The following is a 15,618-nucleotide window of genomic DNA, read 5'->3' as shown; positions in this document are numbered from 1 at the left end:
TAATTAAAAACAATTTAAATGGGCACACTTATACTTTCGTATCCACCGCCAAGAAACTGGCAAGATTTTGAGCAATTGAGCAAAGATGTTGCTAAATTTAAACTCTCAGGAGAGTTTGAAAATTATGGTAGACAAGGTCAAAGTCAAGATGGAGTAGATGTTTACGGTTGGGATAAAGATGATATTAATACAGGTTTACAATGTAAACACAAAGGTCATACGCAAAGTATTGCAAAAAAAATCGTAACGACCATAACTAAAAAAACAATAGATGATGAAATTATACTTGCCGATAAATTTAAACCAAACCTTAAACGGTATATAATTGCCACAACAACTTTTAGAGATGTAGAAATACAAAATCACTTACATAATATAAACGATAGCAGAAAAGGAAAAGAGTTACCAAAAATAGAAATCTGGTTCTGGGAAATGTTTGAAGAAGAAATAAACAAACATACAGAATTAGCATATTTCTATTATGAAGAAATACTTAAAACTTTTGAGCAGTATGATAAAGATATCCATATTCTTGCTTTGCTAAAACATTCATTAAGTAGACCCGCTTTTAATACAACCTTTCACTCAGAAAATAATTGTGATGATTTTCTCAAAGCTATTTCTGATACGCAAAGAGCATTTAGCACTGGAAAATTGTATGATCGTGACGACAACTTACTAGCCTCATCTTATCCTGCTAAAACATTAAGCAAACAAGAAGATCGTGATAAAATTAATATATTAGAAAGTTTGCTTCAGAAAATTAGAAATTTCACAACAGATAATTTAAAAAATGGTAAGATTGAACAGCGCAAAAATTTCCTTTATTTCCCTAATGATTGGGAAAACAAAATTAGCAAAACTTTAAACGAGGATAGAAGTCAAATTATTGACATAATAAATACAATTCTAAAAACACATAAAATTGAAGAAATTCATTCTCATTTGCAGTAATATTACTATTTAATGAAGAATACAAGACGTTTATTATACGCTGTATCATTAAAAATTTTGAATAGAAATTTTTGTTAACAAGAATGAACCTGTTTTTTTAGCCCCAAATAATAATGTTGGCAATGCTACCTCCTTCAATAAAATAATAGCTGCAGTTGAAAAAAAGAGTAAAATTAAAAGGAGAATAATAGTTTTTATTCCCGGATTAACACATTCGAATTTTAAACCAAAAAAGTCGAATTTAAATGATTCGTTTGACTTAGATTTTTCCATTTGTAAATAGATTTTAATTTATTAGCCAAATTTCGTCAGTTTTAATAATTCTAAAAGGAACAAGGATTTACTAATTTCACACCCTTTTGTACCTACTCTAAATCAACAACTTAAAAGATAATTCATTTTTTTTCAAGATACAAGGAATGCCATTTTACAACCATCTTTACAGCATAATCTTCTGGCACTTGCTCAACATAAAAGAAACGGGAAAAACTTAAAAAATTAGCTATAATTTTGTAAAATCTGAATTCTGGATCGTATTCTGTTTCAGGTATTTTAGTTTCCGTTTTCAAATAATTATAAAATCCACCGACAAAACTTACTACAAATCTATCACTTGGTTCTGAAAATGAATTTTCACTTTTAATCTGTATCGCACCATTTTTTTCTTTTTTAAAGTGAATTTTATAGAGTTCCGTATCAAATTCTACTCTGTTATTATTCTGATAGCTTTCTAAAGCATCGTAAATTAATTGCAATGGCAACGTGGAATGTATAGATGGTTCCCCATCGATCCCCTCCATTTTAAATGATATTCTTTCAATCTTTTGCCCATTTTTAATCCCAAGCAGTAAACTCTTATAGGCTTCAAATTCCGGAAAATCAGATGGACTTCGTTTTCCTACTCCGGTAATCTGATGACCAATATAAAAATTAACCTGCTCCAGACATTGATAAATGTGTGCAAGATCCGGTCCTACAGATTCAATATCAAAACGTTTACCGAAATATAGGGCAGCGCTTATCGCATCAGCTCGTTTGATATCTTCACCCAAACTCAAAAATTCAATTGAAAAATATTTTTCCAATCGGGTGAAATCTGCTTTAATCTCCTGATAGGGTGAAATCCTACGTAATGTCGACCTTTTAACCCAGTTTCGAACAACTTTGGCTTTCTCAGTATCAGAATCTCCCCCCTTAAATACTTTAATTAGTGAAAACTCCATCAATTTTGCGATACAAGTCATTAGATTATTTGGAGTAGGTACCTTTTTATCAATCTTAAAAAGGCCAGTTTCTGTAAAAAGATTATAGAAAGAAATTGCCAGCCTGAATCTGTAATTCAATTTATCTTTATTTTCCTCAAATCTCAACGGATATCTTTCAAGATCTTTTCTCCAATCCTTATAGAGTAAATTATCATAGTGTTCCTTAAAATGTTCTATAAATTCTCCGGCAAGCCATTCATGTTCAATCTTGATAATTGCATCTGAAAATAAAAAATTTATTCCTTCCAACCTAGAAACTCTCATATCTGGATCCAATAAATTTAATGGATCTGCTTTTGTAATAATTTCAATTGCTTTATCGCTTTCTTTTTTTGCTGTATTAATTAGCTTTCTACTCGACTCCAATTCCCAAAATGCAATATCATCAGTATAATTTTGTTGAGCTATTGCAATAACCTCAAAAATAAGGTCCCGCATTGGAAGCAAACCATACTCATTAATAACTGCCATAATCTCATAATAAGTTTTCTTCGGCAATATTATTTTATAATAGGTATGACTGGCACCCACTCCTTGTTCTGCAGATCGATCATTAAATATGTCTCCAAAGTAGCTTATAAGCAAGTTTAACTGCCAATTACCATGTCTAATATATTCATCATAAGGTGGCTTTTCAGGGCTAGCATAAAGTTTCAATTCAAAGACTTCTAATAATTCTCTTCCTTTACTAATTGGATATTGCTCACCTGATTTTTTATAAATTGGATAAAAATGTTTTATTTCTTCTCTATATTCTTTGAATACATAAGTATATTTTCTTTCTCGTGCTTTCTCCCAATCATATTTTTTTCTTTCGTGTTGATCACTTTTACCATCTTCTTCAACTTTATTCATTTGATCCATTTACTTATTTTTAAATTTATGCCTTATAGTGAAAATATAAAATTACAAAATATGAACCTTAAATATAAAAAGTATCTGTTGAAAAGATTATATGCAATGAATTATGGAATTGGATGATTTTTTACCACAAAAAGTTTATTCCTTAAAGATATTTTACAAATCTAAGTTTCTGTGGCAGAATCGTGGCACATGGTATTTTTAAAAAATAAAACTCATTAAATAAGGCTCTAACAAGTTTAGGTTCGAATATATTATATACCATTATTATTGGTAAAAGATTCAATCATTAAAAAAATAAGTCCCTATAATATAGGGACTTTTTCATCTATTAGAAATATAAATCTACTTTCTGCGCCTTATGATTATAATTGAAAGGTTTGTAGTCTACTTTTTATGTTTCTTTTTAAAAGGACGAGGCCCTGATTTTTCATAATAGTTATCTATAATTCTTTTAAATTGATATAGTCTCACATTGTCAGATTTCCTTGTAAATCTATCAATCTTCAGATCATCTGTAAAATACAATCCAAGCAGATCCAACTCATCGGTGCCGGAAACTTTATCATTATTATAGATCGGTAGTCTTTTGTCAAGATAGTCCATAAACATCTGCTCGGATTCCATTAACTCTGCAAAAACCATCAAATCATATATATTGACCGCCCAGGCAAATTCTGAATTCTCGTCGATAATGCCGTATTGCTGAAGTTTTGAAAGAGCAGAAATTAAAGTTCCTACAAAGGAGAAACTGACCGATACCCGATATATTTTTTGGGTGTTTTTTGGAAATATTACGCTTCCGTCTGCCAGCTCAAAAGCAGGGTTAGGGGCTTCATTAGTGTACATAAAAGCCCGGTAGCTCTGGCATATCGCATCTCCTATAATTGACGTTAAATCTGTTTTAATACTCGATAAAGCACCTCTTTTAGATGCATCACTAACCAGACCTGCCTTGACCTCAATGAGATATATTGCCTTTTCGCTTACGCCCAAAATATCCAGCTCATACCGCCCATCAGCTGCTGCGCCACATTTTAACTGCACCCCGGGTTTTTGATAATTGTAATGAACCCCCTTGTAAAACTTAACCTCCGTAAGCATCTTTTCAAATAATTCAAGAACCTTTCGTTCAATAAATTCATCTTTTCCTATTTGAATTCTGTTCCCTAGGAAAGATCTTTTATAGTAATCCTTGTCAGCCCTTTGGATCAATGATTGTGTCATAACAAAGAGATTTCTTGCAGGCAGATTCATAGCAAAGAGATAAAAATTGCCATCCTGCTCAATAATAGGCCGATTAAATACCTCGCTGCTGTTTAAAATCTCATACTTAAACTTGTCGGGGGTTATAAAACTGGTATTCTCCCCAAACTGCATGGAAAGTGCTTTTACAACTCTCTCCTGACCATCACTAAAAAACTGTATTCGGAATAATCGATCATATGTTCCAATACGATTTAAAGGAAACAACACCACATGGTTGTGTTCTACCATAATTTCTGGATGTTCTTTCGAAAATCCAATGAGATAGCTTCCATCAAAAATTTCTTTTTCCGAAATTTTATTCTTCGATGCATAACTAAATAGTTTGAGTGTCTGCACTGGATGTGGTCTTCCATTGGGCATCAGAATCCTGCAGCCGTATGCCTCTTCTAATTTATTAAAAGTTTCTACTATATCTTTGGATTTAAAACCGTAGTGTTTCATTAAGAAATCATCATGACCTGTAAACATTTCATGATACAGTTCCAGAACATGTTTTAAATAACCCTCACCACGCATAAAAATTGCCTCAGATATCATCTCATATCTCAATTCGGACTCTATTTTGGAATGTTTGCCAGTTGCTGATTCAAAGCTGTAATAATGTGAAAAATATCTTCTTATCTTAATTAATCTTTCATTTATTTCTGTTAAGACTTCCCCTGTTGGCAGAACATTTATATTGCTATTTGAAGTGGCTAGTGCAATGCTTAAACAATACTCAATTAGTGTCTCTGACAAACCATCATCGGCAGGGTTGCTTATCATCTGGTTGTAACCAAAGGCCGCTATACCACCAATAACAAAAATCTTGTCGTATTGGTTAATTAAGTCTACTGTTTCATTTATAAGGTTCTTTATCTCCTCATAAGCCTTGGGATGATTTTCCTTTATTTGCTCCAAATATGATTGATGCTGCTGCTCATTTAGGCTGCTTTTTACGTAAACATTTCTCCCTTTTCGAACTATCTCCATTCCATTTGATCTTGTAATGTCCTTTTTAGATTTAGTATTAGGATGTTTCTTTTTCTTTCTACCTTTACTTTTTGGCATATGTATATGTAGTTAATTATTAAACATTTCGAAACAAAATTATTTATCAATATACAAAGATCTTTTTTCTTATTCTCTATAGATCAAATCGTTAATAAAAAAAACTATAATCAAAAAACCTTTTACATTAATCAAATTTAAGAAAACTTAAAAAACAAAGACATGAGTAAATCGAATCGAGACAAAAAAGAAGCCATATTTAAAATTTTTTCTCAAAATCTAGAATGGGTAAGAGAAAATCCAATAATTCGATTTGAACCCGATTTTTCTAACGGCTACATATGCCCTTTATGTTTTGATGTTTTTTTTATAAAAGACTTGGACAGTAATTTAAAAAATTTCCTGACTTTAGAAGATATTCCTCCAAAGTCATTAGGTGGTACACCTAAAGCTCTTACTTGCAAAGATTGTAATTCAAAAAGTGGATATGAATTAGATGTTCATCTTTTAAATAATCTTTTAGATATGGACGCTCATTCTTTCCTTCCAAATTCAAAATCAAAAGCTGTATTTGAATTATCAGGCAATAAAGTCAATGGAGTAATTGAGGTTAAGCAAGATGGAGTGGTAAATTTACATCTGCAGACTGAAAGGTCAAATCCTATCGATTCTAAAAAATTTATGACCGAATTCATTCCGCCAAAAACAATTTTAAACCCTATGTTTCACCAGGAGAAAGTTTTCGAAACAGGTTTTAAAAGCCCTACATTCAATTTAAAATTCGAAAACAATTATACAGAAAGAAGAGCCGAAGTTGCCTTACTCCGTATAGCATATTTGATAGGATTTTCAAGTTTGGGAAATGGCTTTTTAATTAATCCGGGACTGTATAAAGTGAGAGAGCAAATTTTAAAACCAGATGAAAAGATTCTACCCCAAGTCTTTTGGCTAAAAAAGAAATTTCCTGAAGAACAAGAAGGAATAAACATAATAACCCTTCCAAAAGAATTAAGATGCTTTTTAATAATATTTTCTCTAGTAACAAAAAGCAAATCCAGACAATTTGCCATAGTTTTGCCAGGACCTTCTGCACCAGGAATAGATGTATATGACTATATAGAAAAAAATCTATGTGAGGGTGATGGAAGTGATTCTCTAGCGGGTTTTTCTGAACATATAAATGTAGATAATTTTTTAAAAGAAAGGGCGTTAGTATTCGCTTCCAATTTACTTTGGCAGGAATACACTGATGATAATTATAAACCAAGAATAAAACCCAGTAATTATTGATTAAATACTATTTAAAGGAGTAAATTTAAAATTGAGGATTCTTGAATATTATAGATTGAGACCCGACACTAACATGTAAAACTAAATAAAAGATGACATTAGTAATTGGAAGAATAGTTCAAGTTTCATTACGAATAGATAGTGATTCAAGAATTACTGATCCTAACATAGTATCAAATAGAAATAATGTTTTTTCAGGTTTATTAAAAACGATTATTTTACACCCAAAGCTTTGTCTATCATATGCTGGCACAGTAGATTTCGCTCAAGAAGCAATTGAACAAGTTTACAAATTAAATGAGCACACGCCTGAAAAAGTTAAAAATTTGCTCATAGAAATAAACAAAGAATCCCATTATGAAACTGATTTTTTGATAGGCTCACTAGAAAATCAAGCTTTACTATATAAAATATCAAATGGTAAAATCGAGCCTTCCAACCAACATCATTGGATCGGAGATATAGATGGTTTTAATCTGTTTCAAAAAAACTTTGTACCTAATATAAAAAGTGCAGAAAGGAAACATATTATGGATGTCCAATCTCAAGCTTTTAAGGATGTTATGTCAAGCGGAACTGTCGAATCAGTGGGCGGATTACATATTACAGTTCATACCACACCTAAAGGACTTGAATATTTGATGCAACTTTCTTCCAGCATGGGACAGCCGTTTTCTATAGTTATAAAAGGAAATCAGTCAATTCCAATACCATTTGGCAATGCGGCAACAGGTGCCTTTTCTTATAGTTATTTGATTTCCAGCAATCCTTGTCAGCCAGCAATAGGAATACATTTTCCATTTGGTAATTTTGGAACCTTATATTATCCAAGGCTTACAAGGAAAATTGTAATATTTAAAAATGTAGATCCCTTTGAATTTGCAAAAAAGGTAATGGAAGATTACAGAGTAGATCTAACTGGTATTGTAAAAAATGGTGACCACATGACAATGATTTAAAATCATAATATAAAAATTTCAGTATGATTACTAATCAAAATTCATTCTTCTGAAACTCTAATACTAAAACTAAAATTATATCAGAATCCTGCATTTCATCTGACTAATAAAAAAGTCATTGCATTTATTCTCATCGCACAAAAACAATTTTTGTTTTTTTATGTTAGAAGGCTTCCTTTAGGTTCCAGGTGAGCTGCAGTGCTTCCTGGGACCCTGATTGTGCAAACTGATCTAGAATTATAATAAGCTGATCAAAATTATTAGTTTTGAAAAGCAGTTCTTTATGAGAATTTATCATTTTTTCCGTAAGAACAACTACCTCTTTTAAAGTGCTCTGGTCATATGTAAATCCATTAGCAGCAGCACAGCTAACCACTCTGGCACTAAGCGAGAGTGCTTGTGCCGGTTCAATCTCGACTATAAAGTTAAGACTCTTCATAAAGTAGAACCCTGTATGAGCCGCCATAAAACCATTTTGAATCTGCTCAGATTCTTCAACTGCATATTCCAAGATAGGCAGTACTTTTGCTACAAGAGCTTTTCTCTCTTGTTTGGTTAATATACGAGAATCATTATTGTTTTCAAAATCAAGGATAAAGTGTATGTTTTGAATTACATTGTCTACAATTTCGAAATGTTCATTTGAATCTGATCCATCAGAGAGAGCAGATTTCAAAGCCTTAAACCTAAATTCGAGCACCTGTTTTAAAACTTCGAAGAGAACCGAATATTCCTTAAGATTAACAATAAAATTATTCCCTTTATTAAACGAATCTATTGTTCCATTGATCTCGAAGATCAATGCTCTTGAGAATTCCCGATTTCCCAAAATAGCTTTAATTTCATTTATTGCATTCTCTCTGTCATGACGCAGTATTCTGATCAGCAGCAACACAACGTAGCTGCGCCAAAGATCCTGAGACACACCATTCTCGGAATTATAGAGCCTTCTAGAAATTAAAGAAGATATTTTTTGAATGTTCTCTAAACATTCTTTTATAAGATTGTCATAACAGAGTCTGCTGATTATTTCATTCAGACAAAGACCATCAGTTTCCCCCGCTACACGTTCAAAAGTTTTTTTCCAAAAATTTTCCTTATCAGTATTCCAAAAATAAGAAAGCGAAGAAAGCGCTTTGAGCCGCACTACAGCCATGTTATCGCTAATCAGCTCGAGCACGACCGTTTCCAATTCCCTATCATGGGAGTCATACATTAGATTCATTAAAGTGCGCACAGATGTAATTCTGGCATTCGGAGAATAAAATCCTCCATTACGGCTGCTTAAATCCCCACTCTGGTGATTTTTCTCTTTATATTGTTCGATATACATATAATGAAGCGCTATCCTTTTGAGAAAAAATTGCGTTTCCAAGTTGATTTTTTTAGGCCATGCAGAAAGGATATTTCCAAAATTAGCAATTGCATCATCACAAGAATTCTGTTTGAGGTCATTGTTGAAAATTCTCGCTTCTGCTAATTTAAAAAGATTAGATGCTGATTGATACTCCTTGTCATATGAATCTCTCACAGGTGTCTGATTTTCTTTCTTTGAAAAAAAATCATTGAAAGCTATTAATTTTTTATAATCGGAATAAACCTTCCCTTTTCTTTCTTCTTTGGAAAAACCATATCCCATCATTAGATCTTCATCTGTCCGGGATTTTGACTGCGCCAACTGTAGCCCTTTTTTAATCAGAGGCCTGTTTTCGTAAAGTTCATTTTCTTTAAGAAACTCTATACTGGAAGCCATTTGAAGTTCTGAAATCGGAATAACCGATAAAATTCTTCTAAGCCGTATTGCCTGCCATTCCTCATCATGAAATTCTTTTTTTGGATCTGCAAGCTGAAAGATCATCGTTTCCATCAACATCCGCTGTGCTTCACTCATTAACTTCCATGCGCTTTCCAAAAGTTCTGTGATCTCAAATAAAGTTTCATCATTCTTAAAAAATATATCATTTTTGAGTATCTCAAAAACTATATTTGAAAATAAATATGCATTCTCTTTGAGAAAAGAAAGGTATTTACGCCATAGTACTCCAGCCTGTATATACTGAGCAGTAATAAGTAGAAGTTCTTGAATTTGCTTATGATCGATACCATCTCTAACCAGCTCCTGCAGTACCTCAAATATAACCCTACCATGTAAATAAGGCCCATGCTGCTCATCCTTTTCGTATGATGAATAATCACGAAGAACCGCTCCTCGAATCTCTCCCAAGCGGACTGGGAACAGGTTATCATTCGGCCTATAAGATTCCTGAGAATTTATCTTATTGACTATCCTTGCTCCAAGATGAACTGCTGAAGCAAAATCGGTCTGAAGAAGTTCTTTATATTTCTGCTCAAGAATATAATATGTGTGACCAAAATCCTGTCTGCGGTTACTATTGAGCGTCAATACTGCTGTGCCCATATTAGTTACTTTATCACTATTTTCTTGATGGAAATAAATGCTCTTGTAAATATCTGCACCTAACAGGGAATCAAACGCAAATATTACTGTGATGCATTCTCCAATTGTCTGAAAGTAAGAGATCGGAAAATCCTCTTCGTCAAGGAGTGTCATAATCTCCTTTAGTATACTTTGGCCTGCTTCGGGCTGAAAACGAATTAAATTACAAAGGTTTTTTATCCCTCTATAACCTGCATTACGGTCGATATAATCTTTATGATTTCCAGACAGCCTTTCTTTGAGAACATAACGCATAAAACTTACAGTTGTCTCTGAAAGCCTGATTAAAACATCTTGATTCTCTTCTTTGGAATACTTATCAATTGCGGCCTCAATTTGCAAGCCTAGTGGCCATAAGAAAACAGGATGCAGGCAGCCTGATAAGCTGCATAAGAAATCCACATCTTTTAGCCTTACATTCCCTTTATGAATGAACCAGATCGACTCCATAACTCTGCGAACAGCTTCTGCGTATTTTTGTTCATCAAGCTCCTCTCTCAGCGGCAGTAAATCCTCAACTACTGAAAAGTTTTCTATAACAACATATTCAAGTATTGTCTGATGAAAGAGTCTAAAAAGTGGTTCATCAATCGTTTTTATATGGAAATAATGCTCCCAGAACACTTGACGATTAAAGTCCCAAAGATGATTATAAAAATAGATAAAACTCTGCCGAAACAAAAAAGGAAGTCTTTTGTGTGTAGCAATAAAATCAACCTGTAAATCGATCTGCTCAAAGAACATAAATCGGCTCACTGCATATTCCAAAAGAATATTATGAGCAAATGAGATACTTCTTCGATGAATACCATTTTCAGTTATTATCCCTTGGGCCAAAAGTTCTTCTGCCTCGCCTTCATTCTCCAGTGATACGATACTGTAAGTTTCAATGGAAAGAGCCGGTATCCTAATAAGTGCATCCGTCAGTGAATGGGTAAATACTTCGAGCCTTCTTTTATTTCCAATCTTTTTTCTCCAGTAAAATTCCAGAAGTTGTGATTCTGATGTTATGCCTGAAAGGCTTAACCTCTCATCAGTATTATGATATGCAATTTCCTCGAGAAGCCCCATAAAATAGGGTACAGTGAGCAGAGACAACAAATCATTTGTACAGTTGCGTACTAATGATCCCATTTTAGGGTGCGATAAAAAAATATTCTCGACCTCATTAGAGCTGTACGGCGGGATTTCAATGTTTCTACAGCCAATCAAGCCTGAGTCTGCCCTCGATTTAGGAAATAATAACTGTAATTCTTCAGATTTTACCGCATCATATGTTCTGCAGCCTGCCATAACATTCCAAGATCCTTTAAGTTTGCTTTGGGCAGTGCGGATAGCTTTAAATATACTTTTTCTCAGCAGTGGATCCTTGGCCGTATCAAGACCGTCAAATAAAATAAGCCCTTTATATTCATTCCTTGGTTGTACAGACAAGAGTTTTTCGTACCATTTCTCACCAACTCCAATATTCTCACCAACTTCTTTATCTCCGCCTTTTATTAGTTCATTGATCCTGACGACATAACATGGAATATCCAACTGATCATAATAACGCTGTAAGGCATCAATAACCGTTGATTTTCCAAAACCAGCTCCTCCTGCCAAAAGTCCGTCGTTTTCCTGACTGAAAAGAAACATTTTATCAATAAGCGCCTCTCTATGCAGATAAAGTCCCTTTTTTGGATTTATCAGTTGCTGTTTATCAACATGAACTGATATAGCTTTGGAAAGAGCATAACGTTTTATAACCAAAGGCCTCATCTCGAGAGTAAGCAGCTCGTCAATCTGCTGAATATCAAAAATATCACATCTATTTAGAATATTCTTTAAAAGCCACTGCACATCCTCTGCCCTGTATGATAGTCCATTATGTATAGTTTTTACTTTATATATTGGTGTTATTTTATTCTTCATAAAAAACACAATAAGTTCTGATCCTTCAGGAGTCTGAACATTCTTCATCCCTTCTAGAGAATAATTGATTTTACTCTTATATTGCTTATTGGCTGTAATCTGAATATATATTTTTCGACTGGAATCAATAAGATCGTAACCGCTCTGATTCATAGTCAACTCATTGGCATTAACAAGTTCCCAGTCAAAAACAATATTAAATATTCTTAAAAAAAGGTTTTCAGCGTGAAGGGAAGAATTAGTGAGGCCCGCTGCATTAGAACTTTCAAGCTCCGTCACAAACAAAAGCAGATTTCTTTGAACATTCTCGTAATAGGCCCCAGTACTCATAAATGAAAATTTCAGTGTTATTCAAATATAATACAATAAATACTTATTAAAAAAAAGAAGATCGTTACAACCTTTAAAATTGCGAATATTCCTTTAATAAAAACCCCGCACAACCATTGTATCGATAACTCATCAATCCTTTTTCTTCTTTCTTTTCAATAAACTATTTTGTAATATGATTCATAAGAGTTACTTTCGATATTAAAAAAAAATCAGGTCTATTGAAGCAAGTCCGCTTCCAAATCATTATGTCTTTATACTAATAAATCCCTGAAAATTTTTAGATCGCTGTGACAGTTTCATAACAATCAATTAAATAAAAAAAATCATAAATTTGTTCTATTAGTGATGAACCAAAACTTTGTATTGATGAAAAAAAATATTGTGATTACCCTCTTGACAATTCTTTGCCTCCTCCCAGCCAAATCTTTAGCATGGGGTAGAAAAGGACACGCTTTAGTTGCAGAAGTTGCTTTTAATTATTTGGATAATGAAACTAAAAAAATTGTTCTGGGATATTTGGACGGGATGACAATTGAAGATGCCGCCAATTGGATGGACGATATCAAAGACGATAAAAGCTATGATTATATGAAGCCATATCATTATACAAACATTGACAAAGGCCAAGAAGTCATTGAGCAATCTGGAAGCAATATTATTTATATTTTAAATAAAACCATCAAAGAACTTCAAAACCCTAAAAATCTCACCAAACAAGAAATTAAAACCAAAATGCTAATTGTTTTCCATCTGGTAGGTGACCTGCACCAGCCTTTGCATTTGGGGTATGGTTCGGACAAAGGTGGAAATACAGCACAGATAAATTTTAAAGGACAAGGTACTAACCTGCATTCTTTCTGGGATTCAGGAATTATTTCTGATCAAAAGATAAGCATTGAAGATTGCTTAAACGCAAATAAGTTTACTCCTGCAGAAATGAATAATCTGAAAACAATTGACGTTGTTGGTTGGTCCAAAGAATCTCGCAGCCTGCTTGATACAGTCTACAATACAGGTGGAACAAAGATCAAGGAAGACTATGTAATTAGTAGTGCGAAAATTATTGAATCTCAAATTCAGAAAGCAGGCATCAGATTGGCTTCAATTCTACAAAAGTCGTTTCATTCATAAAATAATTTTGAATTTGTATAATAGATGTAACATAAATAAAATGCCAGTTCTTGCGAAATGGCATTTTATTTATGTTTTTTCACTACTGTCTATCTAATTATATTTTAAGACTTAAGCTTGCAATCTCTTGTGATCTGAGGTCCTTTTAATTTTAGTATAATGAAGTGCGGAAGACTCATCTTTTCTAAATTTCAGCTACTTGGATTTCTAAACAACCCAACTTAACAAATTAACAATATATTATTTATCTGAAAACATTTCTGTAGGCACTAAATGAGAAACCTGTACCCATTGGCCTTGATTCAATTACAGATTTTAAAAATTTATGATCTCCTGTTGCTTTTTTACGTCCATATGCCTGGCCGTTTGTATTAGTATCTGCACAAATTTTGGTTAACTGCGCATCGGACAAAATATCAATATGAGGTTTTAGGATATCATTGAAAACCCTGTCAGCTTCATCAAAGCCTCTAACTGCGGGATATCTCCAAGCAATAAAATCTGAAATCTGCGAAACATATCCTTTTGCCTCTGCCATTTTAATCAAAGTCTCATATGCATGAGAATCGGCATCATAAGGCCATTGAGACATTCCAAAATCTTTTGGTATTTCCAATTTCAACTTTGCAAGATGTTTCACAAAATCACCTTCTAAAAACCAGCAGACCATTACAGCATTCGGGCTAGCTAAAACAAAATTCGTTAACAATAGCTTAAAATCAGCTGTAAAATCCTGATATAATTCCCCATGATTTGCAAGAAAATCCACAATCAAACTCATAGTTTCAGGTAAATTGGCCACGGTACTGTAATATTTACTTTCCTCCTTAATTTTTTGGTCGCACACAACAAAATTCTTTTTATAAAGCAAAGTCAACAGTCTGTAATTAAGATCTCTGTTAACAGAACTCTCCTCATCCTCCAATCTAAAAACAAACTTCCATAGTTCTTTAAAAATAGCTACTTCTGTTATACTGTCCAAATTTTGAAGATACTTCGACTGAACATATTTCTCCAGCTCCTCACCAATCAAAATCGATGCATTTGCAGCAATATCAACCAGTATTACCTTCAAAATTTTCTTGGATAAGATTACAGGTTTTTGCAATACCGACTCCAGCATATTTCTGATATGGGCCGCCACGGTTTCCCTGTTTGGAGTATAAAGCTTGTCTCCTCTGTCCAATACAGGATGGGCGCACAAATGTCGGTCACCTCTTAAAGATAAAATTCTTGCATGATCAATATTATTGAGCAGATTCGTACGAGTTTTAACCTCTTCAACCAACACTTTTTCCCATTCCGAACCCACTGAATTTGCAGCCTGCAAACCTCGAATCTGATCCAGTATCGCTTCAGCGGCAGGATCCGAATACATGTCGTATAAAGTTTCCAACTTTCCTAGAATATCAACAATCACTACACTGTATAGCGTAACTACTGCAGCGCGATAATTATCATTAAAATAAGAACTTGAAACTTCCTTAAAAAACAGTTTAGTTTCCGGGGAATTAATTTTTTGCGCGTTATGCTCAATACTGAAATCGTACATTTTTTATATTTTATATTAATCTTCTCAAAATTTTTCACTGTCAAACTGCCCAAGGAGACAGCTTGAAAAATCACTTATAAGCAAAATGCTAAAATATCAAAAACCAGCATTCTTCAAGCAGGTAAAAATACCTATTCAACTGCTGTTGGATAAATTACTTCAATCACTTTGCATTAAACGGACTTACTATGGTCCCACAAAAAAAACAGTTACAAGACTGCCTCTTTAAAACAAAACACTGAAATTCACATGGCACTACTTATTTTCTTTACCTGTGGAGCTAATACCTTTTCTTCAACAAAAAAATATGATGAATTTTAAAGATGATTCACCTTCAAAAAAAAATTATAAAATATAATATTGGGTGTTTTTTTGCATCCTTATATTCTACTCCAATTTTCGATATTACATCCAAGTAATTAATGTTTTTTTCTCTAGTTTGAATCAACAGCAACTACCTTTCAAAAATAAAGTATAAATTATTCCCCAAATGCTAATTTCACTTCCATAAATTAGTTTTGTACTATTAAATAATATAAAATGCTTTTAAAGTACATATATGATACAAATTCATAGATCATTATTAAGGGCAGAAAAGATACTTCAAGTTTTGTGGCAGAATCGTGGCACACTCTATTTTAA

At 33.1% G+C, this 15,618-nt stretch carries 8 protein-coding genes; 4 read left to right on the top strand and 4 right to left on the bottom strand.

Going from position 1 to position 15,618, the window contains the following annotated elements:
* Positions 1-18 precede the first annotated feature (18 nt).
* Positions 19-954 carry a hypothetical protein gene (locus tag IRZ78_RS13155; RefSeq protein WP_194616985.1) on the top strand — a complete coding sequence of 312 codons (936 nt, stop codon included), beginning with the start codon at positions 19-21 and terminating at the stop codon, positions 952-954.
* A gap of 395 nt (positions 955-1,349) precedes the next feature.
* On the opposite strand, the gene IRZ78_RS13150 is transcribed toward IRZ78_RS13155, so the two are convergent.
* Positions 1,350-3,083 carry a hypothetical protein gene (locus IRZ78_RS13150; protein WP_194616984.1) on the bottom strand — a complete coding sequence of 578 codons (1,734 nt, stop codon included), beginning with the start codon at positions 3,081-3,083 and terminating at the stop codon, positions 1,350-1,352.
* Between the two features lie 384 nt (positions 3,084-3,467).
* The gene (locus IRZ78_RS13145) at positions 3,468-5,399 is read right to left on the bottom strand and encodes a hypothetical protein (protein ID WP_194616983.1); all 1,932 of its coding nucleotides are present in this window, start codon (positions 5,397-5,399) and stop codon (positions 3,468-3,470) included.
* Positions 5,400-5,561: 162 nt separating this feature from the next.
* Between IRZ78_RS13145 and IRZ78_RS13140 the strand changes: the two genes are divergently transcribed.
* Together IRZ78_RS13140 and IRZ78_RS13135 are read left to right on the top strand one after the other, a co-directional pair.
* Positions 5,562-6,629, top strand: coding sequence for a hypothetical protein (locus IRZ78_RS13140; protein ID WP_194616982.1), 1,068 nt, complete (start codon positions 5,562-5,564; stop codon positions 6,627-6,629).
* A 92-nt stretch (positions 6,630-6,721) separates the two neighbouring features.
* Entirely contained in the window at positions 6,722-7,588 is an 867-nt protein-coding gene (locus IRZ78_RS13135; RefSeq protein WP_194616981.1) for a hypothetical protein, read from the top strand.
* Between the two features lie 163 nt (positions 7,589-7,751).
* On the opposite strand, the gene IRZ78_RS13130 is transcribed toward IRZ78_RS13135, so the two are convergent.
* On the bottom strand, positions 7,752-12,290 hold the full coding sequence (locus IRZ78_RS13130; RefSeq protein WP_194616980.1) for an SMEK domain-containing protein: 4,539 nt from the start codon (positions 12,288-12,290) through the stop codon (positions 7,752-7,754).
* A 369-nt stretch (positions 12,291-12,659) separates the two neighbouring features.
* Between IRZ78_RS13130 and IRZ78_RS13125 the strand changes: the two genes are divergently transcribed.
* Positions 12,660-13,424: a S1/P1 nuclease gene (locus tag IRZ78_RS13125; protein WP_194616979.1), complete on the top strand. Its 765-nt coding sequence runs from the start codon at positions 12,660-12,662 to the stop codon at positions 13,422-13,424.
* Positions 13,425-13,668: 244 nt separating this feature from the next.
* Here the strand turns inward: IRZ78_RS13125 and IRZ78_RS13120 are convergent, their stop codons facing one another.
* Entirely contained in the window at positions 13,669-14,976 is a 1,308-nt protein-coding gene (locus IRZ78_RS13120) for a hypothetical protein (protein ID WP_194616978.1), read from the bottom strand.
* Between the last annotated feature and the right edge of the window lie 642 nt (positions 14,977-15,618).

The sequence above is a fragment of the Flavobacterium sp. CSZ genome (assembly GCF_015350725.1).
Lineage (GTDB): Bacteria > Bacteroidota > Bacteroidia > Flavobacteriales > Flavobacteriaceae > Flavobacterium.
Note: the sequence above shows the minus strand (reverse complement) of the source record. Positions and strands in the feature narration are given on the sequence as shown.

Excerpts from the sequence above, each read along its gene's own strand:
- IRZ78_RS13155 (WP_194616985.1), top strand. The coding sequence starts at position 19 with ATGGGCACACTTATACTTTCGTATCCACCGCCAAGAAACTGGCAAGAT.
- IRZ78_RS13150 (WP_194616984.1), bottom strand. The coding sequence starts at position 3,083 with ATGGATCAAATGAATAAAGTTGAAGAAGATGGTAAAAGTGATCAACAC.
- IRZ78_RS13145 (WP_194616983.1), bottom strand. The coding sequence starts at position 5,399 with ATGCCAAAAAGTAAAGGTAGAAAGAAAAAGAAACATCCTAATACTAAA.
- IRZ78_RS13140 (WP_194616982.1), top strand. The coding sequence starts at position 5,562 with ATGAGTAAATCGAATCGAGACAAAAAAGAAGCCATATTTAAAATTTTT.
- IRZ78_RS13135 (WP_194616981.1), top strand. The coding sequence starts at position 6,722 with ATGACATTAGTAATTGGAAGAATAGTTCAAGTTTCATTACGAATAGAT.
- IRZ78_RS13130 (WP_194616980.1), bottom strand. The coding sequence starts at position 12,290 with ATGAGTACTGGGGCCTATTACGAGAATGTTCAAAGAAATCTGCTTTTG.
- IRZ78_RS13125 (WP_194616979.1), top strand. The coding sequence starts at position 12,660 with ATGAAAAAAAATATTGTGATTACCCTCTTGACAATTCTTTGCCTCCTC.
- IRZ78_RS13120 (WP_194616978.1), bottom strand. The coding sequence starts at position 14,976 with ATGTACGATTTCAGTATTGAGCATAACGCGCAAAAAATTAATTCCCCG.